Source organism: Zeaxanthinibacter sp. PT1 (assembly GCF_028464225.1).
In the GTDB taxonomy this organism is placed as follows: domain Bacteria; phylum Bacteroidota; class Bacteroidia; order Flavobacteriales; family Flavobacteriaceae; genus Zeaxanthinibacter.
The window spans coordinates 11,942-36,109 of sequence record NZ_JAQPCN010000002.1; the positions used below are offsets into that span (position 1 = coordinate 11,942).

The following is a 24,168-nucleotide window of genomic DNA, read 5'->3' on the forward strand; positions in this document are numbered from 1 at the left end:
GTACATTAAGTTGGCTATTTTTTGAATATTTAGGTCAGACACTCCATTGATTAAATTATTTCCCGATACAGAAGTTCGCAAAAATATTCCCCAGCAGGTCGTCCGTGCTGATCTCCCCGGTGATCTCACCAAAGTGGAAGAGCACTTGCCGGATATCGATAGCGAGCAGGTCTCCCGGTAAATCGTCTTCCATTCCCATACGTACCTTCTGGGTGGCTTCCAAGGCTTTTAGAAGGGCGTCGTAGTGCCTGCTATTGGTCACTATGGTCTCGTTATTCCGCAGTGCCCCGGTATTGACAAAATTAAGGAGCTGTTCTTTTAATTCTTCTACGCCTTCACCTGTACTGGCAGACATGAAATGGCCTTCAGGGATCTGCTGTTTCCAATGCTTCTTCTGTTCTTCGCTGAGCAGGTCCGCTTTGTTCATGATCACGATCAGCGGTTTCTGCGGGTATTTGTTCTTGATCTTTTCCACTTCTACCTTCGCGTTCTCATCAGCATCCGTGGTGTCAAACAAATAGACTACCACCTGGGCCTTATCAACCTTCTCAAAGGTTCGTTGTATCCCGATGCCCTCGACCACATCCGTGGTCTCCCGTATCCCGGCGGTATCGATAAAACGAAAGCCGATCCCCCCGATCGAAATTTCATCTTCTATGGTGTCCCGGGTCGTTCCTGCAATCTCCGAGACAATGGCCCGCTCCTCTTTTAATAGTGCATTGAGCAGGGTAGACTTCCCTACATTAGGGGCCCCTACGATGGCAATGGGGATGCCGTTCTTGATCACGTTGCCCACGGCAAACGAATCGATCAGTCGTTTCAGTACTTCCTCTATCTTACCGATGAGGGCCTTAAACTGGCTGCGGTCTGCGAATTCCACATCTTCTTCGGCAAAGTCGAGTTCCAGTTCCATTAGGGAGGCGAAGTTGAGCAGCTCTTCCCGGAGTTTTGCGATCTCGTTGCTGAAACCTCCGCGCATCTGTTGAATGGCAACCTGGTGCGAGGCCTCGTTCTCCGAGGCGATCAGGTCTGCCACCGCCTCTGCCTGGCTGAGATCCATTTTCCCGTTGAGGAAGGCCCGTAAAGTAAATTCTCCGGCTTGTGCCATCCGGCATCCGTTCCTCAGGAACAACTGCAATATTTCTTGCTGAATATAAGGAGAGCCGTGGCAGGAGATCTCTACCACATCTTCCCCGGTATAGGAATTAGGATTTTTAAATACAGAGACCAGTGCCTGGTCTATGGTTCGGTTTTCGTCAATGATATGGCCTAAATGGATAGTATGTGTTTTCTGGGCATCCAGTTTTTTCCCGCTGACTGAACGGAATAGCCCCGAAGCTATCGAGAGCGCCTCGTTCCCGGAAACCCGGATCACGGCAATTGCCCCTGCCCCGGAAGGGGTAGCTAATGCCACAATTGTATCCTGCTGCACCATAAAAAGTAATTTTATGCAAAAGTAGCGAAAAGCATTCAGCGGTGAAATCCTGTAGAACATGTAACAAAACCGTAGTTCCTGCGTCTGATAAGTAACTGATTATTCACTTAATACCTGTCAAAATGGAAGTTGTTAACCAAACCGGCCTAAGAAAAGATACCTCCTTACTCGTGATCACCCACTTAACCCAATTGCTGTGTTACGTGATCGGCTTTGGCGGATTAATCGTTCCCCTGATCATCTGGCTGACCAGCAAGGATAAGGTAGAAGGGATGGATGTTCATGGCAAGGCAGCCGTAAACCTGCAGCTCAGCCTCATTTTATATGTAATTCTCAGTATTCCGGCCATCCTCCTCTTGGGCTTAGGTATACTCACATTGATCGGAGCGGGAATATTGGGCTTCGTATTGCCCATTGTGAATGCCGTAAGAGCTAGTAATGAGGAGGAACCCAGTTATTTTCTGACGATCCCCTTTATTAATTAATAGGAAGTTAAGGCTGCAATTTCTTCAACGAACTATAAGGTAATTCCCGAGGTTTAAGAATGTCAAGAATTACCTTTAAGTTCCAAGATGATTTTCTGTTTATTAGCCCGGTATTAAGTTTGCGGCGTTGAAATACATGGCCCAATTATCACCGGCAAAATTACATCCTTCAGCCCATGCGGTTTCAGATGATGAAGATTGACCCTTAACCACAGCATGTGCAGCAATAACGTATCCTTTTGCCATAGGTATGGTATAAGATACTTCATCTGAACATGTATGGTTTTCTGAATATTCAAAATCACCGACGACCGGACTCCCGGATTGGTTTACAGGAAAATCAGCATATTGATTGACTACGGATAAGTGTGTTTCTTTTAAGCAATATCCCGGTTCAGTAATAGTATAAGTTACTATGAAGTATTCCGCCCTGTCCACAGTTATAGAAATTTCACCGACCTTTAAGTTCTGACCAGCCATTAATTTCGTGCTGAAGTAGTTACATGACTTAGAAGGAGGTATGGCAGTGCTTATTTCCTCGACCATGATCGATTCGGTTGATTGATCGGAATGTGTTAAAGGATCGTTGCCAGTTGATATTAAAATAGGTATGGCTAAGACAAAAAGAACAAATTTCATCATTTTAGTAGGTTTTGATTTGGGGTCAATAGTATGTCCCTAAAGATAAAGGAATTTATAGGTATGCAGATTATTTTTCAGATTTACAGCCTGAAAATTAGATGAATAGCTTAATGAGGAGGTTTAAAATTCTCTACCTTATGTAATCCATCTCTCTAATTTAACCCAGCTCAGAGACAAGAATTTCAGATAATTAAGCAATCTATGTAGTTGCAGTTAAATAAATCTGAAAATAAAAATCCTGCTTTAAAAGAGCTTTAAAGCAGGATTGACATTATTAATGTTGAATTCTTAGTTGTTTAGCATTACCGGCATCACCAGCATGGTCACATGTTCACCTTCATCCAGCCCGTCAATAGGGGTAAGGATACCCGCCCTGTTGGGGAGGCTCATTTCCAGTGAAACTTCATCGGCATTCAGGTTCCCCAGCATTTCCACCAGGAAGCGCGAGTTAAACCCGATCTGCATATCGTCCCCCTGGTAGGTACAGGTAAGGCGCTCTTCTGCTTTGTTGCTGTAATCGATATCCTCTGCAGAAATGTTTAATTCGGCACCGGCTATTTTAAGACGGATCTGGTGCGTGGTCTTATTAGAGAAAATAGAAACCCTTCTTACCGAGCTCAGGAACTGGTTCCTGGAAATAGTCAGTTTGTTGGGATTTTCTTTTGGAATCACGGCTTCGTAATTCGGGTATTTTCCATCGATCAGCCTACAGATAAGTTCGGTTTTCTCGAAGCTGAACTTGGCGTTGCTCTCGTTATATTCAATTTTCACCTCTTCCTCGCTGCCCGCCAGTATCCCTTTCAGCAGGTTCAAAGGCTTTTTAGGCATGATAAATTCGGCCACCTCGGATGCAGTAACATCTTTCCGCTGGTATTTCACCAGTTTATGGGCATCTGTAGCAACAAAAGTCAGGCTTTCCGTAGAGAACTGGAAGAACACCCCGCTCATCACCGGGCGAAGATCATCGTTACCGGCTGCGAACAACGTTTTGGTTACCGCTGTTGCCAGGATATCCCCCATAATGGTAGTGGAGCTCGGGTTAGAGAGCTCTACCGCTTTAGGGAACTCGGCCCCGTCTGCGTAAGCCAGGGCATATTTACCGTGGTTGCTGCTGATCTCTACGGTATTGTTATCCTCTACCACGAAAGATAGTGGTTGCTCCGGGAAGGTTTTCAGCGTATCCAGCAATAAACGCGCAGGAACCGCGATCACTCCTTCAGATTCAGATTCTACTTCCAGGATGGTACTCATGGTGGTTTCCAGGTCCGATGCGGAAACGGTAAGCTGATTACCCTTGAGATCAAAAAGGAAATTGTCTAGAATAGGCAAGGTGTTACTGTTGTTGATAACGCCTCCTAAAACTTGTAGTTGTTTTAATAAATAAGTACTGGAAACAAGAAATTTCATGAGTGATTTTTAATTCAAAAATTGCGCATACGCAGTATGTACGCTTATATTTTTTGGAATTGCAATTAAGCAAATATATCCCAATTGTCTTAGTGTGTAAAACAAACTTATCAACACTTAGCGACCGTATTTTTTTCGCCTCAGCCAATTAGCTCCCAAACCCAGCATCAGGATAACACCTATGGGAAGCCCGATGTTTATGAGCTGCCACTTTACTTGCTGTTCAGCAACCTTCTCCTGGTCCAGGATGGGGATGTCTATATTTTTGGTGCGTATGTTTATAAGTCCGCTGTCGTCTAGCAGGTAATTCACGCTATTGACGAGGAAATCCTTGTTCCCGTAGAAGTTGTTGGTCCATTTGTCATAACCGAGTTCTAATGGTCTCCCGTTGCGCATCTGGTTTTCGATCAGGTCTCCGTCAGCAATAACGATCATTTTACTTCCAGGTCCTGTAGTGAGCGATTTGTCCATGGCTACAGGTTTTACCCGGTTAGCATAGGCCGAGGTGAATTCACCTTCCAGTAGAACCGCCAGGGGAAAATTCCCGGGAGCATAACGTTCCTTATCCGGGGGTATATTGATCATATCCAGGCTGATCTGTAATGGAGCTCCATCCACCCGGGACAGAGGAGAACTCTGGTAAAGTATAGTCTTCTTTGGGCCGGTAGCCAGGGTGTCAATAGTACTGGCAAATTGCATTCTCAAAGCCTCCAGGTTGGTATTAACCGGGTGGTCATTGGCAGAGAATACCATGGGGTTATAATACCAGGGAACCGGGTTGTATTGGGATCCCGAGCCTTCCCCGCTGGCCAATACGATCTGGGTAAAATAGAGGTCGTTTACCAGCACAGGGTTCAACCGTAACCCGTACCTGAAAAAGAGATCGTCCAGGTTCAGATCCCTGGGTAGGGCTATACCGGTCCCTTTTTCATTAAAGAGACTATCCAGCTCCATGGCGACCGGGTCAACCAGCCAGAGTGATTTACCTCCCCCCACGATATACTGATCAAGGATATATTTTTCAGCATCCGTAAACGCTTCTGTTGGATTTGCGATAAGAGCCAGGTCATAGCTCTTAAGCTGCTCCAGGGTAGATTGCGGGCTTGTGGCCACAGAATCAAGGGTAATGGCCGCCAGGTTGTAATACTCCCTTAAACTTCCAAGGAAATCTGCGATTCGCATGTCTGCCGATTCGCCATTTCCTTTGATCACCGCGATACGCTTTTTATCCCGGACCAGTAGTTTGGTAAAAGCATCAGCAAAGGCGTATTCCAGGTTCTGCACAGAACCGGTGATCCTTTGCTCCATATCCGCTCCCAGTTTATTCTTGAGCAAGGGCACCCTCACCGTCTTTTCCTGGTAATTGACCATGGCCCATGGAAACACCAATTCCTGGGACATTTTACTGCCGTCTTCAACGGTAACGTTTACCGGGGTTAGTCCCAGCCCCTGCAAATTGGCAATGGTTGCTTCTGCAGTTTCCGGGTTCTCCAGCGGATCCACAAAATTGAATTTTACCAGCCTGTTTTCCGAGGCAAAAGATTCGAGCACCTGTCGCGTTTCAACTTGTAAACGGGCAAATTCAGGAGGCAAGCTGCCGCTGAGAAGTACGTCAACTACGACTGGACCCTCAAACGCATCCACGCGTTCCAAGGACGGTCCTGATAGGGTGAACCGCTGATCCTCTGTCATGTCCAGGCGGATATGCCAGAAATTACCCAGGATAAGGACCAGTATAAAAATCAGCAGGGCCAGGAGGGCCAGTTTTATTTTGCTATTTGTCATTATCTCTTCTGGTTTTGGAGTCTTACAATGGCTAATGACAGGAATAGGAAGGTAGCTGCCAGGAAGTACAACAGGTCCCTTGAATCCAATACCCCCCTGGCAATACTGTCAAAATGTGCCTGCATCCCAAGTTGTTCAACGGCTAGTACATTTTCCCCATCCTCAAACAATCCTGCCAGTCCCTCAAATCCGTAATACATCAGGAAGCACAGGCTAAGGCCCAGGATAAATGCTACTATTTGGTTTTCTGTCAGGGTAGAGGTGAACATGCCAATTGCGGTGTAGTTAGCAGCCAATAATAAAAGGCCGATATAAGAACCCAGCAAAACACCACCGTCAGGACTGCTGCCGGCAATGCCAAGTTCTGAAATGGTGACCACGTATAGCAGGGTAGGGAGCAGGGCTAAAATAACCAATGCCAGGGCTCCGAAGAACTTTCCCATGACCATTCGACTGATTGAAATGGGTTTGATAAATAGCAACTCGAGCGTACCCAGTTTTTTCTCTTCGGCGAAACTTTTCATAGTGATGGCCGGGATAAGTAACAGTAACACCCAGGGCGAGAGCAGGAAAAAGGGCCCGAGGTCGGCAAAGCCATACTCAAAGATATTATAAGAACCACTGAACACCCATAAGAACAGGCCATTCAGTAGTAAAAATAGCCCGATGACAAGGTAGGCAACCGGGGAGGTGAAAAAGGAGGTGACTTCTCTTTTAAAAATTGCAAGCATGAGCTTATATTAAGGTTTTGACAGGGTCTACGCTCCAGGCTTCGGCTTTTTCCCGGAACATGGGCTTGGTCTGGCTCCAGACCTTTTTAAAAAATTCAGAGTTCCTGTATTTTTCCAAATGATCCGTGCTCTCCCACTTACTGTAGGTGAAAAAGATCCCTTCGTTATTCTTGTCTTTGTAAAGCTCGAGGAAGAGACAACCATCAAAATTCCTGATCTGCTGTTTAGTCTGGTCAAAAAGTTGCTCAAAACTAGCAATATTTTCCTTTTTGAATGTCAGTTTTACAATCCTAATGAACATTTATAAGAAGTTTACGATGATAGTATCCCGGTAATCCAGACCTAACAGGCTGGATGCACCACCTACGGTATTCAGGTCACTTTTATAAATGGCTAGTTCAATATAGCCCGCAGAATTAAAAAGTGCGAGGAGATCCCCGGCACCTTTCCTGCTCTGGGGCTCCAAATCAAAATTTATAATATCACTGTATTTATTGTGTATTTCGTACAATCGTTTATTCCTGGCCTGTAATTCAAATTTACGGCCTGCGCGATAGGCATCAAAAAGGCTGCGTTGGATGTTGCTGATCACGTTCCCGTAATTGTCAATGTAGATCACACTGCCTATAATGGTCTGCCCGTCATTGGTGATTCGGGGCGAAAATTCTTTGAGTTCCCTGAGTTCGTTGAAATTCTTGCCAACAACGTCAAGGGTTCCTCCACGGGCGATATGGCAGGCAACCTGTACAAAAACGTCCAATACGGGGAAAGACCCATGGGCGGGATTGGGGATCTTGATCTCCACGACCTTATCCGGCTTAATGCTCGTGGTTATCAGGCTGACTACCCCGTTATTGGCCGCGATAAAATAATGACCGTCTACCAATACCGCTACATGTTTGTTTTCTTCCGTGGGCTCAGAATCCACTCCAACAATATGTATGGTTCCTTCCGGGAATGCTTTGTAAGAATTTTTCAGGATGTAGGCACACTCCTGTATGTTGAAAGGACTGATATTATGAGAAATATCTACAATCTTAGCATCTTCAAGTTCCCTGTAAATGGTACCCTTTATGGCTCCTACAAAATGATCTTTAGTTCCAAAATCAGTAGTTAATGTAATGATTGCCATGCAACACTGTTGATATTTTTTTGGCGATTCAAACCAAAATTTGGTTAAGTTTGTTTTAACAAAATTACACAAATATAGTGCTGCGCGAAATATTATTTGTGGGTAACTATCTCTAAAAAAATCCATCCTTGAACGAACTTAGCTTAGAACTTACCGAGATCAGCCCCAGAGAGTTTTTCGGGCACCAGAATGAGAATATCAACCTGCTGAAAAAGCACTTTCCTCAGCTGAAGATCGTGGCGAGGGGAAGTAAGATTAAGGTATATGGGGATGAAGAACGCCTGGATGAATTTGACAAGCGTTTCCATATGCTCACCACCCATTTTGCAAAGTACAATAAGATAGACGAAAATGTCATTGAACGCGTCCTGACGGCAGAAGGGAAGGAAGACTACGAATCATCGGCTAAGAGCGGGGATATACTGGTGCATGGCGTCAATGGCCGTATGATCAAGGCAGAGACAGCTAACCAGCGTAAACTGGTTGACCTCAGTTTAAAGAACGATATGGTATTTGCTACAGGGCCGGCAGGTACCGGTAAGACCTATACCGGTGTTGCACTGGCAGTCAGGGCACTGAAACATAAGCAAGTAAAACGAATAATTCTTACCCGGCCTGCAGTAGAAGCTGGAGAGAATCTCGGATTCCTGCCCGGGGATCTTAAAGAGAAGCTGGATCCCTATATGCAGCCCCTGTACGATGCACTGCGAGATATGATCCCGGGAGAGAAATTAGCTCAATATATAGAGAATGGTACCATACAAATAGCTCCTATGGCCTTCATGAGGGGACGTACCCTTGACCATGCTTTTGTTATCCTCGATGAGGCACAGAATACCACTCACGCACAGATGAAGATGTTTCTGACCCGTATGGGGAAAGATGCTAAATTCATCATTACGGGCGATCCCGGGCAGATCGATCTTCCCCGAAGGGTAATTTCCGGACTTAAAGAAGCATTGTTAATCCTTAAGGATGTTGAAGGTATCGGGATGATACAACTGGATGACAAAGACGTTATCCGTCATAAACTGGTTAAGAAGGTGATCGATGCCTATAAGAATATTGAGCACCAGAACTAATGAAACATACGCTTACCTCCACAGATTATAAATTTCCCGGCCAGGTTTCGGTTTACAAGGGAAAAGTTCGGGAAGTCTATCGATTGGAAAGAGACATCCTGGTCATGATCGCCACGGACAGGTTATCGGCCTTTGATGTGGTGATGCCTAAGGGGATTCCCTATAAAGGGCAAATCCTGAACCAGATCGCCACCAAAATGATGGACGCCACCAAGGATATTGTTCCCAATTGGCTACTCGCCACTCCGGATCCCAATGTAGCCGTGGGTCATGCCTGTGAACCATTTAAAGTAGAAATGGTCATTCGGGGTTATTTGTCCGGACATGCGGCCAGGGAATACAAAGTAGGGAAACGAAGCATATGCGGGGTAGCCATGCCTGAAGGGATGAAAGAGAATGATCGATTCCAAGAGCCTATCATTACGCCTGCCACTAAGGCAGAACAGGGAGATCATGACGAGGATATCAGCCGAGAAGACATACTGCAACGTGGTATTGTCTCAGAAGGAGATTACAGGCAATTAGAAGAATATACCCGGGCCTTGTTTAAGCGGGGAACCGAGATCGCGGCAGACAGAGGTTTGATCCTGGTCGATACCAAGTACGAGTTCGGGAAAGCGAAGGATGGTCGAATCCTGCTGATTGACGAGATTCATACGCCGGATTCTTCCCGGTATTTTTACGCGGAGGGTTACGAAGAAAGACAGGCCAAAGGAGAACCCCAGAAGCAGCTGTCTAAAGAGTTTGTTCGGCAGTGGCTGATCAGCCATGACTTCCAGGGACTGGAAGGACAAACCCTGCCGGAGATGCCGGATGAGTATATTGAAACGGTTTCTGAGCGGTACATTGAGCTGTATGAAAAGATCACAGGGGAGGCTTTTGTTAAATCAGATGTATCTGATATTCAAGGTCGTATACGTAAAAATGTGCTTAATTACTTGAAGCACTAGTATCTCTGTTTACATCAGATCCATTACGGTAAGATTAAGATATTTTTTCCTCAGAATTTTAACGATCCTGATAAAGGCCAATGCTGTAATATAGGCATCACCCAAAGCGGTGTGCCTGTCTTTTTTGGACAGGTTGAACTTATCTGCCAGTTCATCGAGAGAATAGGATTGTTTTTTTCGCAATAAAGGTGAAGTGATGAGGGTCTTCCGGTACATCTTCGAGGTGTCCAATGTCCTGTTTTTCAAAGCAGGTAACCCTTGTCTTTTTAAGGCCTTGTTGATCATGGTCATATCAAACCGTGTGTGATGTGCCACGATAATAGCATCGCCTATATAGTTGCTCAGTCTAAGCATGGCTTCCCGCTCCTGCACACAATCCCTGCCCTCGTTTTTAAGGATGCCGTGAACCTCGGTCGATTCCCGGTTGTAGTGTTGTTGATCGAGGTAAATCTCCAGACAATCATTGACATTGATCCTGTCCTCTCTCAATTTCAATGCTCCTACACATAATATCCGGTCCGTGTAATAATCAAATCCCGTGGTTTCCGTATCCAGGACCACGAACTCAAACTTCCAGGGATCCTGATAGAGATCATCGCTATAAGCTTCGGTAATGGAACGCCAGAGGCGAGAAAAGAACCTTGAAATGCTGATTCCGCTCATACCACCTTATTTGATACTTTAAAGCGAACAGCGATCAGGGTCTGTATTTCCTTAATCGTTTTAAAGGTTCGCTTAAGCTTTATTTTTTCTTCTTTAGAAAGTGTATTCAGTGCAATAAAACGGCCTGAATCATGATGTAGCATTCCCTGCTTGGCCCGGAATTTCAGCAGGGCTTTCGTCGCGTAAGAACAAGAGAGGTACAATTCCCTGTTGTTTTCCTCCAATTCTGCCATTTTCTCGTAACGTTCTACGGTGCCGCTGATCGATTTAATTTTCTGGGAGAGAATCAGCACCCTTGCTGCATCGGTCAAGGGCATAAGAGCCCTTCGCTTAAGATCGAAAAAATCTTTATGTGCCCCATCCTGTTCCACCAAAAAATCTCTGAAGAATCCGGATGGAGATGGGTTTTGTAAAGCGCCTTCTGCCAAATGGTAGAAGAATTTCGGATAATCTTCTGTCGCCTCAAAAATGTGCTGGGATAACTGGTCCACAAGTTTAGAATCCCCGTAAACCGAATTATAGTCGAAAAAGATAGAGGAGAGCAGTACCTGCTCCTTGCCCGGGTTTGAGATCCAGCCGCTCACAGTAAGCTTCCATGCAGCAAGGTTCTTGCACCAATCGGGATTGGAGGCCATCATCTCTGCCGGGCAGTACTCATACCCTATCTGTTGCAGGGCTTTATTCACCTTAGTGGCAAACTTTAGGAAGTAGCCCTGTGTGGCTTCTTCTTTTTTCGGCTCCACATCCTGGTAGATAATGGCGTTATCCTGGTCTGTCTTTAGTAATTGCTCTCTCCGGCCCTGGCTTCCCATAGCCAGCCAGGCAAAAGGCACTGGGGGAGGAGCGTGCATTTTTTCCAGGCAGATATGTATCACTTGTTTAACACAGGCATCGTTGAGCTCAGAGATGATTTTCAGGGTGATAGACATAGGTATATTATTGTCTAAATATCCCTGCAACAGCCGCATAATGCCTTTATGAGCAGCCTTAACCTGTTTAACTTTGGTGGCTCTTTTAACGGCTTTGATCAGCACACTGGGGTTGTTTCCAAGGGCAACGATCAGGTCATTCTTGGAGATCACCCCTACAATTTTAGAATCGGTAGTGCCGTCTGCGGTCAGGCAGAGATGGCTTATCCCACTTTTCATCATTGCCATCTGTGCCTGGGTTACCGTCAGGTTAGCGGGATAGGTAATAACCGGGCTACTCATGATCTCAGAGGCTTCTGCTGTAACCGGTAATTTGCCGGTAACTATGTTATTCCTTAAATCTTTGTCCGTGATGATACCTAGGGGGAATTTATCCTCTACGACCAGTACTGACCCCACTTTCTTTTTTGTCATGATCTCTGCAACTGCCTTTGCAGTAGTTTGAGGCTTACAGCAGACCGGCTTCTTGGTGAAACTTACCGGTTGAAAATCGAGCATCCGGGACGACTGGTCTAAAGTAGAATTACTGCCGATAACTGCCGCTATTTGTTCGGCCTGTAGTTTAGCATAGGGGCTCCGGGTATTAGAGGCAAAGCTTTCTATCAGGAAATTACCGATCTCTTCGTAAGTCTGGGTATACGGCTTAAAAGTCTCTATAGGGATCGCATAAAGGATACTTTCTTCATAGGCTTTGGCCTGTAAAATGTATTCTTCCTTGGCCAGTAAGGGTCTGAGTCCAAAGATGTCTCCCTCATCACAGAGGTCGATCACTTCATTGTTGCCTTCATTACGCAGTTCTACAGCACCTTTGTGCACAACATAGAAATGGGGGTGGGCTGTTTCGCCCCCGGAAAAAACCACCTGTCCTTTGTCTCGGTGCACGATGGTCACCTCCTGGGAGAGCTGCTGCAAGTCTTTTTCGTGAAGCTCGTTAAAAGGAGGGTATTTTTTCAGGAAATCCGCTACCCTTTCGGAAATGATATTCTTCATAGAATAAAGGTACTTTATTTCTAAAGTGCGGACAATTAATTATGGATAGCGGGTAGAATCAGCACCTGACAATACAGTTGCAGTTCCTTATTACCCGGAAAGGAAGTTTTTTGCAGCTATTTCTGTGGGTTAATAAGACCCGCCCGATTCGGAATTCACATAACCGAACATCCATGAAAATTTAAATATGCTTAAATGTATGCTAGTTGCAGGGAACACGGTTAAATTAAAAACGGGGCGGGGAGGGTAGTATACCCCGAAAAAAATTTTGGCAACCTTAATACTGTTTTTAAAACCTAAAATATTCCTCAAAGCATGTTTATCCATGGTACAGGGTTAAATTTAAAGCGAGGGGGAGATGGCAACCCAGCTTATGGCCATAGTATTCCTGTTCTATACCATTAAAATGGCCTTAAATTCTTAGGTATATTGACCAAAATCAGTGTTTTAAAGGCGTATTGGGGCTAACTTGAATGTCAAATTTTAGTGGTCATGCAAGTAAAAAAGAATCCCAGGGCAGATTTGGACCGGTATAGTGGGCTCTATTTTGTGATAGGGCTGGCCATAGTGCTTTTTACTGTTTGGAGGGCATTAGAATATAAAAGTTATAAAACTGTCCAGAATGAGATCGTCATGTCTTACCTGGAAAAATCGGATCTGGATGAAGAAGTGCCCATCACTAAAAGTATAAAACTACCCCCACCACCCGTTATGCCCGCGGCCCCGGCGGTGATCGAAATTGTGGAGGATACCAAGGAAATTGAGGAGACGCTGATCCTTAGTACAGAGACAGACCAGGAAGCCGCGGTCGCCGAACGTGTAATGACTGTAGATGAGGTAGTGGTAGACGAAGAGGAAGAGGAGATTACCGTACCCTTCGCAGTAATCGAGGATGTGCCTGTCTTCCCCGGGTGTGCACAGGGTACTAAAGATGAAATAAGACAATGTTTCCAGGACCAGATACAACTTCACGTGCGTAAACATTTTAAATATCCGCCTATCGCGGCCGAGATGGAAATACAGGGTAGAGTTTACGTACAATTCGTTATCAATACCGAAGGCTATGTAACGGATATTCGCAGCAGGGGGCCCGATAAACTATTGGAGAAGGAAGCGGAACGGATCATCGCTTCACTACCAAGGATGACCCCGGGCAAACAACGGGGAAGACCGGTAAAAGTCCCCTACAGTATTCCAATTAATTTTAAACTTCTTTAAATGTATAGCAGTGGCATCCGGATTACATTAATAAGGCAATTGGGTTTCATAAAATTTTTAGACTATATCGAAGCGAAGTGAGCTGCACGTCTTCCGTAATACGTTATAGAATATTTTCTATTAACGGTGTTTTAAATATTGAAAATCAGTATTTTATACGAATTTATTTAATCTTTCAGTTGAAGAAATATGTGTCACTGGTTTGGTTTGAAATATCAATCCATCCTCCCTCTTATTCATGCTTTTAAAGAAGCTGAAATTTGGTGTTTGTTACCAGGTTGACATAAATCATTTTACATCACAGTCTACTATTGTACTTTCAATCTTCCTGATGTATTTGAACTCAATAATTCGGTTTCTAGGATCTTTATGTTGAAGGATTCGTCTGCCACTATTTGACTTCTCAGGTGAAATTTTCTTTTCCATGAGAACGGTAATGAAAGTTTCCGGACTGATGTTCGCTATGCGCCTGTCCAATAACGTTAAATATATGTATCAATTAGAAAATGAGATTGTTTTTGGCACTGCATAATATAACCGCCGGAATGATAATTCCTTTTTCAACTGAGAAGTACGGTCGAATTTCTTACATCTGGTACTCAAAGTTATTCGAACATTAAAATTAATGAGCTATGACAACAACAGATTTATTCGATGCCCATGTGGCGCAATACGAAAAATGGTACGAGGATCACCAGGAGGTATTTCAATCCGAATTGTTGGCACTCAGGGAACAATTCGCTAAACTTCCTGAAAATATTCAAGGGATAGAGATTGGATTGGGGACCGGAAGATTTTCTCAACCCCTCGGAATTAAGGAGGGCATTGAACCTTCGAAAGAAATGGCAAAACTGGCTAGGAAGCGAGGAATTGAAATCATGGGAGCAATGGCAGAAAGGCTTCCGTACGCGGATCTACAATTCGATTTTGTGCTGTTTGTAACGATATGCTTTTTGAAAGACCTGAAGAAGGCTTTGCAAGAAGCCCGGAGAGTTTTAAAACCAAAGGGAGCTTTAATCATGGGATTCCTCGATAGCGACCAAGCTGTGGCTAAAGCATATGAGGCAAAAAAGAAGCATAGTAACTTTTACAGGGATGCTCGCTTTTATAAAGTAAGCAGAATAGCGTCCTTACTCAGGGAGACCGGTTTTGTAGATCCAGAGTATAGTCAGACCCTATTTGGAAAGCTAGAGGATATAGAACAGCTGCAATTTCCGCTGCCGGGCCATGGAGAGGGATCGTTCGTCGTTGTCAAAGCCATCAGGAAATGAAAATTAAATACTTGCCTCATACCGCAGACATTCGGATGAAAATTGAAGGCTCAAGTTTTAAAGAAATTCTTGCAGCAGGAGTACTGGGGATGGCAAACATCCTTAAGGACGGGGCATGTAATTCCAAGGGAATTATGAATCTTAAAGTTGAAGTAGCAATAGAAGCGGCTGATAAGACATGTTTGATGATCGACCTGTTATCGGATGTTCTTTCACATTCCTATACGAGCAAAGGAATATTTTGCGAGATCTATTTTAACGAGCTATCTGACAATAACGCTATAGCAGTCGTCCAGGGGTATAGAACGAATGGATTTGACGAGGAAATAAAAGCCGTGACCTATCATGAAGCACAGGTGGTGATGAACAAGGATAATAGATGGGAGACTATAATCATTTTCGATATTTAAAAGGTGAAGATCAGGAAAGAAGATATAATAAGAATTGAAGATTTTCTCTGGGAAATACCTCAGGCCTTCAATTCTAGGATGAGGGTACCCGCCAGGGTACTGGCATCAGAAGAACTCCTTGAGGCTATCATGGAAGATAGATCTTTAGTGCAATTGGTAAATGTAGCATCTCTACCCGGAATCCAAATGGCTTCATTGGTCATGCCAGATGTCCATGAAGGATATGGTTTCCCGATAGGGGGAGTGGCGGCCACAGAATTCCCCGGGGGAGTAATATCTCCGGGAGGGATAGGGTACGACATTAATTGTGGAGTTCGATTACTCACTTCATCCCAGAAAATATCCAATATTAAGGACAAGCTGGAAATGCTGTCCCAGGAATTGAACAAAGAGATACCCTCGGGTATGGGGAAAGGGGGAACAATACACCTGGAACCAGAGGACCTGGACGAGGTGCTGAGAAAAGGAGCGGCATGGGCTGTAGAGCAGGGATATGGAGAGCTTGAAGATTTGGCATATACCGAAAGTAACGGTTGTCTGGAAGAGGCAGATCCTGCGCTGGTATCCGATATGGCCAAAAAAAGGGGGGCAGATCAGTTGGGTACCATTGGATCAGGAAATCATTTTGTGGAGGTAGATTATATTGAGGAAATCTTTGATCAGGATGCAGCCAAAGCCTTGGGACTTTCAGATGGTCAGGTAGTAATCTTGATCCACACGGGGTCCAGGGGACTCGGGCATCAGGTGGCAACGGATTATATTCGTGAGATCATGAAAACAATGCCTGGCTATGGAATCCAGGTGCCGGATCGGGAACTTGCCTGCGTTCCTTTTAATTCTGAAGTAGGAAAGGATTACTTTAAGGCCATGTGCGCCTCCGCAAACTATGCATGGTGTAACAGGCAAATTGTTTCCTGGGAAGCCAGGACAGCATGGAAGAATATATTTGGAAAAGAGGCAGCACTTAAATTAATGTATGACGTGGCGCATAATATCGCCAAGGTTGAATCACATAGAGTAAATGGCAGCCTTATAAAAGTAATTGTCCACCGAAAAGGAGCTACCAGGGCATTTGGTCCGGGATTTGAAGAACTGCCGGAGAAATATAAATTCGTTGGCCAACCGGTGATCATCCCCGGAAGCATGGGCACCTGCTCCTATGTTATGGTCGGAACAGACAAGAGTAGCGAACTAACCTTTGGATCGTGCTGCCATGGTGCAGGCCGGAGACTATCCAGGACCGCGGCTAAAAAGCTGGTAAATGCTCCCGTATTAAAGCAGAAGCTCCGAGAAAAGGGAATTTATGTGGAAGCAGGATCCTTTAAGGGTATAGCGGAAGAGGCTCCAATTGCCTATAAGGATGTCAACCAGGTAGTGGGCACCGTCTGTGCTTCCGGAGTAGCAAAGAAAGTGGCAAAACTGAGACCTGTGGCAGTTATCAAGGGTTAATACAAAAGGAGAATTGATTCTGACTGTTCTAAAGTTATGTATTCGTATACTACTATCATATGGCTGCTGGAAAGTGAAAATAATTCATGGAAAACTTAACCTCTAAGAGCAAAGAAAGTAGTTTTTAACAGAGAATAATGATCAATCCCAATATAAAGTTTGTAAGCTATCACAAAGGTGGATTACCTGGTTTTGTCTGAGGAGACTTGGGAAGTCAGGGCTATAGAATCTTCTGATGATTTTAGAGTAACTACGCGATTCACATTCTTCCAGATGATATAGTGGTCGAACATCTTCTTAAAACCTTCAATTTTTAAACTATTCGTGGATTGTAATAAAAATATAAGCAAGTGTTTACGGTGACCCCCATTTGACTGACCTGGATCATGGTATACCCAATATCTGAATACTATTTTTAGTGTATATAATCTTTATTCTATGAAAAAGATCATCATATCAACGGATTTCTCAAGCAATGCTGAAAATGCAATTCAATATGCACTACAACTGTTTGCGAATGAGAAATGTGCATTTTACCTTTTAAATGCTGTAAAGCCGCCCGTTCATTTTGAGCAGTATACATGGCATGGCAGTCCAGAGCCCTCTAACCAGGAAAAGTCTTTGGAGCAGTTGACGGCCCTGGTGGAGCGCCTTTCTAATACAACCAAGAATCCAGAACACTTGTTTATTCCACATTCGGCAATGAATAATGTATCAGGAGAAATCAAAGAACTCGTTCAAAAAGAGCAGATAGATATTATTGTCATGGGGAAACAAGGTACGACCGGGGCAAAACATATTTTATTCGGTTCCAATACCACAGAGGTGATCAGGAGTTTGAAGTGTCCTGTAATCACTGTTCCTGCTGATTATGAGTACAATGCGCCCAAGCACATCTTGTTTGCGACGGACCTTGAAATAACTTATGGGAATGAGCTATTAAAAGAATTACAGTTCTTAGCCACCCACCATCAATCGCAAATCGCTGTTCTGCACATAAAGTCAGCCTCAGGACTTTCTGAGCAGCAAGAAAACAACAAAGAGGTTTTAGATGAAGTTCTTGGGAACATAGATCACCGGTTCCATCTCATTTCCCACAAGGATTTTCGGACTGCTATCAACGATTTTCAAGCGGAGCATCATATCGATTTTCTGGCAATGGTCAAGAACAAGCACACCTTTATAGAGCGTCTCTTTCTAAGCTCAAATATTAAGCAGATAGGACTTCGTATGTCCGTGCCTTTCATGGTACTCCCTTTTCCGACAATAAAATAGTATTATGAATCACCTTTGGGATAACCAGGCTTTTCAGGAGAGGGGATTATGGGAATCCTTGATTGCGAAGGGTTAAGAATGGGAAAATCATTATATCAATTCTATCTCTACACACTCAGTATGGTCCTTTGACGCTCCGAAGTTTGGTTTCATGTGCAATCGTGTATGTTGGCAGAGAACTGATAAATGCAAGACATAAAAAAACGGATTGCGAGTCACAATCCGTTTGATAATCAGGCCTTAGGCCTTGTAGCGAGAGGGGGACTTGAACCCCCGACCTCAGGGTTATGAATCCTGCGCTCTAACCACCTGAGCTACCTCGCCTAAAGGGCTGCAAATATAAAGTTTAATTTTTTGTTCCTCAAAATTTAGGAGCGCAAAAATATTCCTATTTAATTATTTTTTTATCATACAGATTTCTATATATTGCCCGAAGTAAATCAGCCAATAACATGAACGAGAAGGAGAAATTCCAGCTTGAATTCGTCATTCAGGCATCGCCCCAATTGCTATATCAATACCTGTCTACACCCTCAGGGCTGTCCGAATGGTTCGCCGATAATGTGAACTCCAGGGGAGAGGTATTCAATTTTATTTGGGACGGTTCTGAGGAGGAAGCGCGACTTCTGAAAAGAAAGAGTGACGAGTATGTAAAGTTTGCATGGGAAGAAAGTGATGACGATTCCTTTTTTGAGATGAAGATCATTGTTGATGAGATCACCAAAGATGTGTCGCTGTTCATTACGGATTTTGCCGAGGAAGACGAGGTGGAGGAAGCAAAGTTATTGTGGACCAACCTGGTATCAGACCTGAAACAGGTCCTGGGATCCAAATAAGAAATCCTTCAATAAGCCGTATCTTTGGCCTTGAAATTTTTCAAGGCTTTTTTTATGTTCAATTTTGACGGGCAATTACTGCCCGAGGATTCCAAGATATTTAATTATACTAACCGTGGACTTCGTTACGGAGATGCCCTTTTTGAAACGATGAGGGCCGTTAACGGGAAACTCTATTTTTGGGAGGACCACTACCTTAGGTTGATGGCTTCTATGCGCATGCTGCGCATGGAGATCCCCATGAATTTTACCATGGAATACCTGGAAGAAGAAATATCAAAAACCATTAAATCCGGAAACCTGGAGCAAGCCCCGGTTAGGATAAGGTTAACCGTGTTCAGGAAGGACGGCGGAAGGTACCTCCCTACAGATAATAACACTTCGTTCTTAATTGAAACTGAACGCCTGGAACAGCCTTTTTACGTACTGCCACAAGGGGAATACGAGATAGAACTCTTTAAGGATTATACCCTGAATGCCGACCCGCTTTCTACCTTGAAAACTTCCAATAAACTGCTCAATGTTGTTGGCAGTGTATTTGCCTCAGAAAATGATTATGATAATTGCCTCATCATAAACCAGCACAAGCATATCGTTGAAGCACTGAACGGAAACCTGTTCGTGGTGCACGGGAAAACAATCAAAACGGCCCCGTTGTCTGATGGATGTCTGAACGGTATCATCCGGAAGAAACTGATTGAACTGGTTGATAAGTTGGAAGACTACGAAATAGATGAAGCTCCGGTATCCCCATTTGAACTACAGAAGGCAGACGAGTTATTTATCACTAACAGTATTGTGGGAATCAGGCCGGTCACCAAATACAGGAAAGCTACTTTCGGAAATAAAGTAGCAGCTGATCTTATTGGTAAATTAAACGCTGTGGCGCGTTTAGGCTAATTGAGGCTTGGGTTTTCGGGAGAATTGGACCATAACACGTAATCACCTCCCAGTTCCATCATCTTTTCTTTCCAGAAGGCATTAGAAGATTTTTCAATGATACTGGCTTCATACTGGTTGGGAAGAACAATCCAGGATTTGGACAGCAGCTCTTGGTCTAGCTGCAGCGATGCCCAACCGGAGTACCCCAGGAAAAATCGGATATCCTTACTGGTGATCGTCTTATTGTTGATGAGCTCTACCGTAGTGTCAAAATTACCACCCCAATAAATACCATCAGAAATTTCAACGCTGTTTTCAATAAGGTGCGGGACTTTATGTATAAAGTAAAGATTGTCCTGTTCTACAGGACCTCCATTAAATACCTGGAAGGGTACATGAATCTCTGCGATCAGGTCACTGATATCGTAATCAAGGGGTTTGTTGAGGATGAATCCCACGGAACCCTGGTCATTGTGTTCTGCCAGCAGGACAACAGACCGGTTAAAGGACACATCCCCGGTCAGGGCCGGTTCCGCTATCAGTAAATTTCCTTTATTCGGCTTAGATCCTACCATGGTCGCAGTATATGTACTTCTTAAAAATAAGATAAAATCTTTAATTATCACAAACCCTCCTAAATGAAAAAAGCACTTCCTTAAAGAAGTGCTTTATATATTTTTTGGAGGATGGCTTAGTTTACAGCGTCGCTCAGTTCTGAACCGGCTTTAAACTTTACTACATTCTTGGCTGCAATCTGGATAGTTTTACCAGTTGAAGGGTTTCTTCCTTCTCTCGCATTTCTTCTGGATACTGACCAGGATCCAAAACCAACTAGAGAAACTCTGTTACCTTTCTTAAGAGAGCCTTCTACATTTCCTAAAAAGGATTCTAATGCTTTTTTTGCTGCTGCCTTAGTAATACCGGCATCTGCTGCCATTGCATCGATTAATTCTGTCTTGTTCATAATTTAAAGAAATTAATTAGTGTTAAAATATCAAAGCTTAAACAAATTTATACGGATTTGCGGTTAACGCAAGTAAAACGGGGGTAAATCGCGGTATTTGTTAATAACTTCGGACCATTGTTGATAAAGTTAGCATTTCATCGATATTCTCTGAGGTCAATGATAACGGGACTTCAGCTCATTTTAGCATTTTCTTCAAACTTATAGCCGTTGAGCACCTCCTGTACCTGCAGCTTTTTCTTTCCCGGCATCTGTAATTCCAGCACCGATATGTAACCCCCGGCGACGGCTACTTTCAGTTCTTTTTTACTGGTAATTACAGTACCTGTTTCCAGGCTATGCGTGGCTGCTTCAGTTGCGGCTTTATAGAGCTTCACATTAAGGACTTCATCCCCGTTGATCAATTGGGTCCAGGCTGCAGGGTAGGGACTCAGTCCCCGGATAAGGTTATAAATATCCTCCATAGCTGCTGTCCAGCAGATCCTGGTATTTTCTTTGTTCAACTTAGGCGCCTCCTTTATTTTGGTCGCTTCCTTCTGGGTAGTGGTAGTTACGGAGCCCTTCTCAATTTCCTCTACGGTCTCCAGGACAAGGCTGGCTCCCAGTTGCATTAAGCGATCATGTAGTTCCCCGGCACTCTCCTCCGCTCCGATAGGAGTTTCCTGTTGCAGGATGATCTCCCCCGTATCTATTTCCTCATCGATAAAAAAGGTGGTGACACCGGTCTTATCTTCACCATTGATCACAGCCCAGTTAATCGGGGCTGCCCCGCGGTAATCGGGCAGGAGGGAAGCGTGGAGGTTAAAGGTGCCGTAGCGGGGATGCTGCCAGACCACTTTAGGCAACATCCTGAAGGCTACTACGATCTGCAGATCGGCATCTACCTTATCGAGTTCATTGATAAAATCCTCGCTTTTAAGATTGGTTGGCTGTAAAACCTTTAATCCATGCTCCTTGGCGAAGATCTTGACCGCAGATTCCTGCACTTTGCGTCCTCTCCCGGCCGGTCTGTCCGGTGCGGTTACAACAGCACTGATGGTATGCCCGTTTTTAAGCAACAATTCCAATGGGGCCACGGCAAAATCCGGGGTACCCATATAGATGATCTTTAATGTATTCATTTAATGTAAATAATATTGATTCATTTGGTTAATGCCTATCAGGCCATCTTCCAGCATTTCCTGTAAGGTATTAATTAGCTGCTGTTCATCAAAGTTCAGCTGGCGTAGCAAGGCTCTTGACGTTAAAGGACTATCCTGCAATTGCAGCTGTATCTGGGCAATTATATAATCCCGATTTGTTTCTGCTTGCTGACGATGACCCGATAGACAGACATCGCACTGCCCGCAGTCTGCCCTGGCCTTCTCGCCGAAATAATTCAATAGCTGCCTGCTGCGGCATAGCTTGTCATTATTCACATAGCGGAGCATAGCCTCAACATTAAGCGTTTTCTGTTGCTGGTGTTCTTTAACCTCCTTGGCAAAGGTATGAATGGTGCGCTCATCTTCACGAGGGACCAGGAATGTGAGTTGCAGGTCACCTACTTTTGATTCATATTCAATGAGGCCGTCTGTATGTAGTTGTTTGAGAATTTTAATGACCACCTCCTCCGGGACACCGGCTTTTCTGCCGATCAGGACCTCGTTAATCCTGGTGGTGTAATCGGTTATGCCCCCGTATGTTCTCAGGATTACCTGAATAACAGGCGCCTGGCCCCGGTGCTGATCCAGGTAAGCCATGATCTGCCCTTTGGAACTGGTAAACTGCACCTCTGTCTGCCTGTTAAAATGTTGGGACAAGGCGATGACCGAGTGCTGGTCTAATATCTGCAGGCCATTATAGGTGAGACCCGGGTTCAGTTTGTAGGTTTCGCAAAACGTATTAAAATGAAAGTTGTGAGTGGTATTACTCCCATCACCATAAGGTATCTGGAAATAATTATTCAGTTTCTGGTAGAGGTGTTTTAAAAAATCGATGCCGGGCAGCGTATCTAAAAACTGACGTCTTAGTTGCTTTTCATCTGTTTTGTTGGTCAGTAATACCGCCTGTGCCGGGTTGCCGTCCCTTCCTGCCCGGCCCGCTTCCTGGAAATAATTCTCTATACTGTCCGGCAATTGGTAATGAACAACCAGGGATACATCCGGTTTATCGATTCCCATCCCGAAAGCATTGGTGGCCACCATTATCCTTGTCCTTCCCTGTAACCATGAATTCAGTTTGGCGGTTTTCTCTTTTGTCGGCAGACCGCCATGGAAGAAGTCGCTACTCTGTTTATGCGCGTTGAGATAAGCCGCGAGTTCTTCGGATTGCCTGCGACTTCGTACATAGACGATAGCACTGCCCGGAGCATCGGCACACAGTTGCTTAAGCCTGTAGTGCTTATCTTCTTCCCATAATACCTTGTAAATGATGTTTTCCCGGTGAAAGCTGTCCTTAAAGACGCGGTGATCGGCCAGTTTAAGATTTTCTATGATATCCTTTGCAACACGGGGAGTGGCTGTTGCGGTCAAAGCGATCATCGGAACATCGGGTTTTAATTCCCGGATGATGGAACAACCCAGGTATGCAGGACGAAAGTCGTTCCCCCATTGTGATATACAGTGGGCTTCGTCTATTGCGACCAGGTTGACATTCATCTGGGTGATACGCTCCATCACGATATCCTGCTGCAAACGCTCCGGTGAGAGGTATAAGAACTTGTAATTACCATACAGACAATTGTCTAAGCGGTTGAGCACTTCTTCAAAAGCAAGTCCACCTATAAGTGATAATGCCTTAATCCCTTTGCGCTTCAGGCTGTCTACCTGGTCCTGTATCAGGGCCACAAGGGGAGAGACAACGATACATATCCCTTCTGAAGCGAGGGCCGGGACCTGGTAACAAATAGATTTTCCTCCGCCTGTGGGGAGTAAAGCCAGGACATCCTGCCCGCTAAGTACAGCATTAATGATCGTTTCCTGGGATCCTCTGAATTCCGGGTAATTCCAATAGGTTTTAAGTAATTCTCCCGGAGTTGGCATCAGATCTCCGACTTTAGGGTTTCCAGGATCAACTTTGTGCGTTCCTCTACAGTGCCTTCGGGTACGATTCGCGTAGCATATCCGAGGGCCTGGTAACGGTCTTGTAGTGCGTGGTGCAGCGCAACAGCTTCTTCAAATGTTTCTAATCTCTCGTTATCTGTAACGTAGATCTCCTTCCAGGGTGGAAGTAGAAATACAGTGTCGTAACGATGGTTGCTAGCCGTCTGTAAGAAATACTTGTCATACTCCTGCCCAAAATAATCCATATATGCCAGGACATCCGGGATGCCACGGTCAAAAAATACCAGATTTTGGTCCAGGGCAGATCCTTCCTGGTAATGGGATAACCTTCCCTTTAGGAGTTGAAGATTAAACTGGTGAGGATCATCCACGAAGGCAAGCGGATTTATTATCTGTTGACTGCTCCTCCCCGACTTCTTAGCTTCAAGGGTCATGGTCCTGATGATCTCGTGGAAACAATAGTATCCCCATTCCTCCAGTTGATCAATAACCGAAGATTTTCCTGTACCCGGTGCGCCGGTAATAACTATTTTTTTTGGATTCAATGTAGTAGGTATATTGCTGCAAAAGTAATCAAACCCAGCAAGCCGG

General features: G+C 44.5%; 24 protein-coding genes and 1 tRNA gene. 10 read left to right on the top strand and 15 right to left on the bottom strand.

Annotation, left to right across the window (positions count from 1 at the left end; all coding sequences use genetic code 11):
• Positions 1–55: 55 nt before the first annotated feature.
• Entirely contained in the window at positions 56–1,435 is a 1,380-nt protein-coding gene (mnmE, locus tag PP178_RS07085) for a tRNA uridine-5-carboxymethylaminomethyl(34) synthesis GTPase MnmE (RefSeq protein WP_272593641.1), read from the bottom strand.
• 122 nt (positions 1,436–1,557) lie between these two features.
• Between mnmE and PP178_RS07090 the strand changes: the two genes are divergently transcribed.
• Positions 1,558–1,920 carry a DUF4870 domain-containing protein gene (locus tag PP178_RS07090; RefSeq protein ID WP_272593642.1) on the top strand — a complete coding sequence of 121 codons (363 nt, stop codon included), beginning with the start codon at positions 1,558–1,560 and terminating at the stop codon, positions 1,918–1,920.
• A gap of 102 nt (positions 1,921–2,022) precedes the next feature.
• Here the strand turns inward: PP178_RS07090 and PP178_RS07095 are convergent, their stop codons facing one another.
• The 6 genes from PP178_RS07095 to PP178_RS07120 form a co-directional block, all read right to left on the bottom strand.
• Positions 2,023–2,562, bottom strand: coding sequence for a hypothetical protein (locus PP178_RS07095; RefSeq protein WP_272593643.1), 540 nt, complete (start codon positions 2,560–2,562; stop codon positions 2,023–2,025).
• A 288-nt stretch (positions 2,563–2,850) separates the two neighbouring features.
• Positions 2,851–3,969 carry a DNA polymerase III subunit beta gene (gene dnaN, locus PP178_RS07100; protein ID WP_272593644.1) on the bottom strand — a complete coding sequence of 373 codons (1,119 nt, stop codon included), beginning with the start codon at positions 3,967–3,969 and terminating at the stop codon, positions 2,851–2,853.
• Positions 3,970–4,086: 117 nt separating this feature from the next.
• Complete coding sequence (gene gldG / locus PP178_RS07105) at positions 4,087–5,754, bottom strand: gliding motility-associated ABC transporter substrate-binding protein GldG (protein WP_272593645.1); 1,668 nt, start codon at positions 5,752–5,754, stop codon at positions 4,087–4,089.
• Positions 5,754–6,485, bottom strand: a complete 732-nt coding sequence (gldF, locus tag PP178_RS07110; RefSeq protein WP_272593646.1) for a gliding motility-associated ABC transporter permease subunit GldF — start codon at positions 6,483–6,485, stop codon at positions 5,754–5,756. The genes gldG and gldF overlap by 1 nt, the downstream gene beginning before the upstream one ends.
• A 4-nt stretch (positions 6,486–6,489) precedes the next feature.
• A complete protein-coding gene (locus PP178_RS07115) occupies positions 6,490–6,786 on the bottom strand; it encodes a putative quinol monooxygenase (RefSeq protein WP_272593647.1) in 297 nt (98 codons plus the stop codon).
• Positions 6,787–7,617, bottom strand: coding sequence for an SAM hydrolase/SAM-dependent halogenase family protein (locus tag PP178_RS07120; RefSeq protein WP_272593648.1), 831 nt, complete (start codon positions 7,615–7,617; stop codon positions 6,787–6,789).
• A gap of 128 nt (positions 7,618–7,745) precedes the next feature.
• Between PP178_RS07120 and PP178_RS07125 the strand changes: the two genes are divergently transcribed.
• Positions 7,746–8,699 (top strand): PhoH family protein, encoded by a 954-nt coding sequence (locus PP178_RS07125; RefSeq protein ID WP_272593649.1) that lies wholly within the window; start codon positions 7,746–7,748, stop codon positions 8,697–8,699.
• Positions 8,699–9,649, top strand: coding sequence for a phosphoribosylaminoimidazolesuccinocarboxamide synthase (locus PP178_RS07130; RefSeq protein ID WP_272593650.1), 951 nt, complete (start codon positions 8,699–8,701; stop codon positions 9,647–9,649). The genes PP178_RS07125 and PP178_RS07130 overlap by 1 nt, the downstream gene beginning before the upstream one ends.
• A 9-nt stretch (positions 9,650–9,658) precedes the next feature.
• Here the strand turns inward: PP178_RS07130 and PP178_RS07135 are convergent, their stop codons facing one another.
• Complete coding sequence (locus tag PP178_RS07135; protein WP_272593651.1) at positions 9,659–10,312, bottom strand: 3'-5' exonuclease; 654 nt, start codon at positions 10,310–10,312, stop codon at positions 9,659–9,661.
• Positions 10,309–12,231 carry a DUF294 nucleotidyltransferase-like domain-containing protein gene (locus PP178_RS07140; protein ID WP_272593652.1) on the bottom strand — a complete coding sequence of 641 codons (1,923 nt, stop codon included), beginning with the start codon at positions 12,229–12,231 and terminating at the stop codon, positions 10,309–10,311. Before PP178_RS07140 ends, PP178_RS07135 begins: the two co-directional genes overlap by 4 nt.
• A gap of 492 nt (positions 12,232–12,723) precedes the next feature.
• Between PP178_RS07140 and PP178_RS07145 the strand changes: the two genes are divergently transcribed.
• The 5 genes from PP178_RS07145 to PP178_RS07165 all read left to right on the top strand — a co-directional run bounded on the left by PP178_RS07145 (position 12,724) and on the right by PP178_RS07165 (position 17,854).
• Positions 12,724–13,449 (top strand): energy transducer TonB, encoded by a 726-nt coding sequence (locus PP178_RS07145; RefSeq protein ID WP_272593653.1) that lies wholly within the window; start codon positions 12,724–12,726, stop codon positions 13,447–13,449.
• A gap of 632 nt (positions 13,450–14,081) precedes the next feature.
• Positions 14,082–14,720: a class I SAM-dependent methyltransferase gene (locus tag PP178_RS07150; RefSeq protein WP_272593654.1), complete on the top strand. Its 639-nt coding sequence runs from the start codon at positions 14,082–14,084 to the stop codon at positions 14,718–14,720.
• A complete protein-coding gene (locus PP178_RS07155; protein ID WP_272593655.1) occupies positions 14,717–15,130 on the top strand; it encodes an archease in 414 nt (137 codons plus the stop codon). Before PP178_RS07150 ends, PP178_RS07155 begins: the two co-directional genes overlap by 4 nt.
• 3 nt (positions 15,131–15,133) lie before the next feature.
• Positions 15,134–16,579: an RtcB family protein gene (locus PP178_RS07160; protein ID WP_272593656.1), complete on the top strand. Its 1,446-nt coding sequence runs from the start codon at positions 15,134–15,136 to the stop codon at positions 16,577–16,579.
• 438 nt (positions 16,580–17,017) lie between these two features.
• Positions 17,018–17,854: a universal stress protein gene (locus PP178_RS07165; protein WP_272593657.1), complete on the top strand. Its 837-nt coding sequence runs from the start codon at positions 17,018–17,020 to the stop codon at positions 17,852–17,854.
• A 250-nt stretch (positions 17,855–18,104) separates the two neighbouring features.
• On the opposite strand, the gene PP178_RS07170 is transcribed toward PP178_RS07165, so the two are convergent.
• A tRNA-Met gene (locus PP178_RS07170) sits at positions 18,105–18,178 on the bottom strand.
• 128 nt (positions 18,179–18,306) lie between these two features.
• On the opposite strand from PP178_RS07170, the gene PP178_RS07175 reads away from it, so the two are divergent.
• Together PP178_RS07175 and PP178_RS07180 are read left to right on the top strand one after the other, a co-directional pair.
• Positions 18,307–18,690 carry an START-like domain-containing protein gene (locus PP178_RS07175; RefSeq protein ID WP_272593658.1) on the top strand — a complete coding sequence of 128 codons (384 nt, stop codon included), beginning with the start codon at positions 18,307–18,309 and terminating at the stop codon, positions 18,688–18,690.
• Between the two features lie 54 nt (positions 18,691–18,744).
• Positions 18,745–19,590, top strand: a complete 846-nt coding sequence (locus tag PP178_RS07180) for an aminotransferase class IV (protein WP_272594093.1) — start codon at positions 18,745–18,747, stop codon at positions 19,588–19,590.
• On the opposite strand, the gene PP178_RS07185 is transcribed toward PP178_RS07180, so the two are convergent.
• The 5 genes from PP178_RS07185 to PP178_RS07205 all read right to left on the bottom strand — a co-directional run bounded on the left by PP178_RS07185 (position 19,587) and on the right by PP178_RS07205 (position 24,122).
• Positions 19,587–20,147: a YqgE/AlgH family protein gene (locus PP178_RS07185; protein ID WP_272593659.1), complete on the bottom strand. Its 561-nt coding sequence runs from the start codon at positions 20,145–20,147 to the stop codon at positions 19,587–19,589. The genes PP178_RS07180 and PP178_RS07185 overlap by 4 nt on opposite strands.
• A gap of 116 nt (positions 20,148–20,263) precedes the next feature.
• On the bottom strand, positions 20,264–20,536 hold the full coding sequence (locus PP178_RS07190; protein ID WP_272593660.1) for an HU family DNA-binding protein: 273 nt from the start codon (positions 20,534–20,536) through the stop codon (positions 20,264–20,266).
• 173 nt (positions 20,537–20,709) lie between these two features.
• Positions 20,710–21,657, bottom strand: coding sequence for a methionyl-tRNA formyltransferase (fmt, locus tag PP178_RS07195; protein WP_272593661.1), 948 nt, complete (start codon positions 21,655–21,657; stop codon positions 20,710–20,712).
• Positions 21,658–23,556, bottom strand: coding sequence for a RecQ family ATP-dependent DNA helicase (locus PP178_RS07200; RefSeq protein WP_272593662.1), 1,899 nt, complete (start codon positions 23,554–23,556; stop codon positions 21,658–21,660).
• Complete coding sequence (locus tag PP178_RS07205; protein WP_272593663.1) at positions 23,556–24,122, bottom strand: ATP-binding protein; 567 nt, start codon at positions 24,120–24,122, stop codon at positions 23,556–23,558. Before PP178_RS07205 ends, PP178_RS07200 begins: the two co-directional genes overlap by 1 nt.
• Positions 24,123–24,168: the final 46 nt, after the last annotated feature.

What these genes read in the sequence shown, in the direction of transcription:
- PP178_RS07165 (WP_272593657.1), top strand. Translation starts at nt 17,018, where the DNA reads ATGAAAAAGATCATCATATCAACGGATTTCTCAAGCAATGCTGAAAAT.
- PP178_RS07145 (WP_272593653.1), top strand. Translation starts at nt 12,724, where the DNA reads ATGCAAGTAAAAAAGAATCCCAGGGCAGATTTGGACCGGTATAGTGGG.
- PP178_RS07135 (WP_272593651.1), bottom strand. Translation starts at nt 10,312, where the DNA reads ATGAGCGGAATCAGCATTTCAAGGTTCTTTTCTCGCCTCTGGCGTTCC.
- dnaN (WP_272593644.1), bottom strand. Translation starts at nt 3,969, where the DNA reads ATGAAATTTCTTGTTTCCAGTACTTATTTATTAAAACAACTACAAGTT.
- mnmE (WP_272593641.1), bottom strand. Translation starts at nt 1,435, where the DNA reads ATGGTGCAGCAGGATACAATTGTGGCATTAGCTACCCCTTCCGGGGCA.
- gldF (WP_272593646.1), bottom strand. Translation starts at nt 6,485, where the DNA reads ATGCTTGCAATTTTTAAAAGAGAAGTCACCTCCTTTTTCACCTCCCCG.
- PP178_RS07185 (WP_272593659.1), bottom strand. Translation starts at nt 20,147, where the DNA reads ATGGTAGGATCTAAGCCGAATAAAGGAAATTTACTGATAGCGGAACCG.
- PP178_RS07115 (WP_272593647.1), bottom strand. Translation starts at nt 6,786, where the DNA reads ATGTTCATTAGGATTGTAAAACTGACATTCAAAAAGGAAAATATTGCT.
- PP178_RS07090 (WP_272593642.1), top strand. Translation starts at nt 1,558, where the DNA reads ATGGAAGTTGTTAACCAAACCGGCCTAAGAAAAGATACCTCCTTACTC.
- PP178_RS07155 (WP_272593655.1), top strand. Translation starts at nt 14,717, where the DNA reads ATGAAAATTAAATACTTGCCTCATACCGCAGACATTCGGATGAAAATT.
- PP178_RS07130 (WP_272593650.1), top strand. Translation starts at nt 8,699, where the DNA reads ATGAAACATACGCTTACCTCCACAGATTATAAATTTCCCGGCCAGGTT.
- PP178_RS07095 (WP_272593643.1), bottom strand. Translation starts at nt 2,562, where the DNA reads ATGATGAAATTTGTTCTTTTTGTCTTAGCCATACCTATTTTAATATCA.
- PP178_RS07120 (WP_272593648.1), bottom strand. Translation starts at nt 7,617, where the DNA reads ATGGCAATCATTACATTAACTACTGATTTTGGAACTAAAGATCATTTT.
- PP178_RS07175 (WP_272593658.1), top strand. Translation starts at nt 18,307, where the DNA reads ATGAACGAGAAGGAGAAATTCCAGCTTGAATTCGTCATTCAGGCATCG.
- PP178_RS07200 (WP_272593662.1), bottom strand. Translation starts at nt 23,556, where the DNA reads ATGCCAACTCCGGGAGAATTACTTAAAACCTATTGGAATTACCCGGAA.
- PP178_RS07150 (WP_272593654.1), top strand. Translation starts at nt 14,082, where the DNA reads ATGACAACAACAGATTTATTCGATGCCCATGTGGCGCAATACGAAAAA.
- PP178_RS07190 (WP_272593660.1), bottom strand. Translation starts at nt 20,536, where the DNA reads ATGAACAAGACAGAATTAATCGATGCAATGGCAGCAGATGCCGGTATT.
- PP178_RS07180 (WP_272594093.1), top strand. Translation starts at nt 18,745, where the DNA reads ATGTTCAATTTTGACGGGCAATTACTGCCCGAGGATTCCAAGATATTT.
- PP178_RS07140 (WP_272593652.1), bottom strand. Translation starts at nt 12,231, where the DNA reads ATGAAGAATATCATTTCCGAAAGGGTAGCGGATTTCCTGAAAAAATAC.
- fmt (WP_272593661.1), bottom strand. Translation starts at nt 21,657, where the DNA reads ATGAATACATTAAAGATCATCTATATGGGTACCCCGGATTTTGCCGTG.
- gldG (WP_272593645.1), bottom strand. Translation starts at nt 5,754, where the DNA reads ATGACAAATAGCAAAATAAAACTGGCCCTCCTGGCCCTGCTGATTTTT.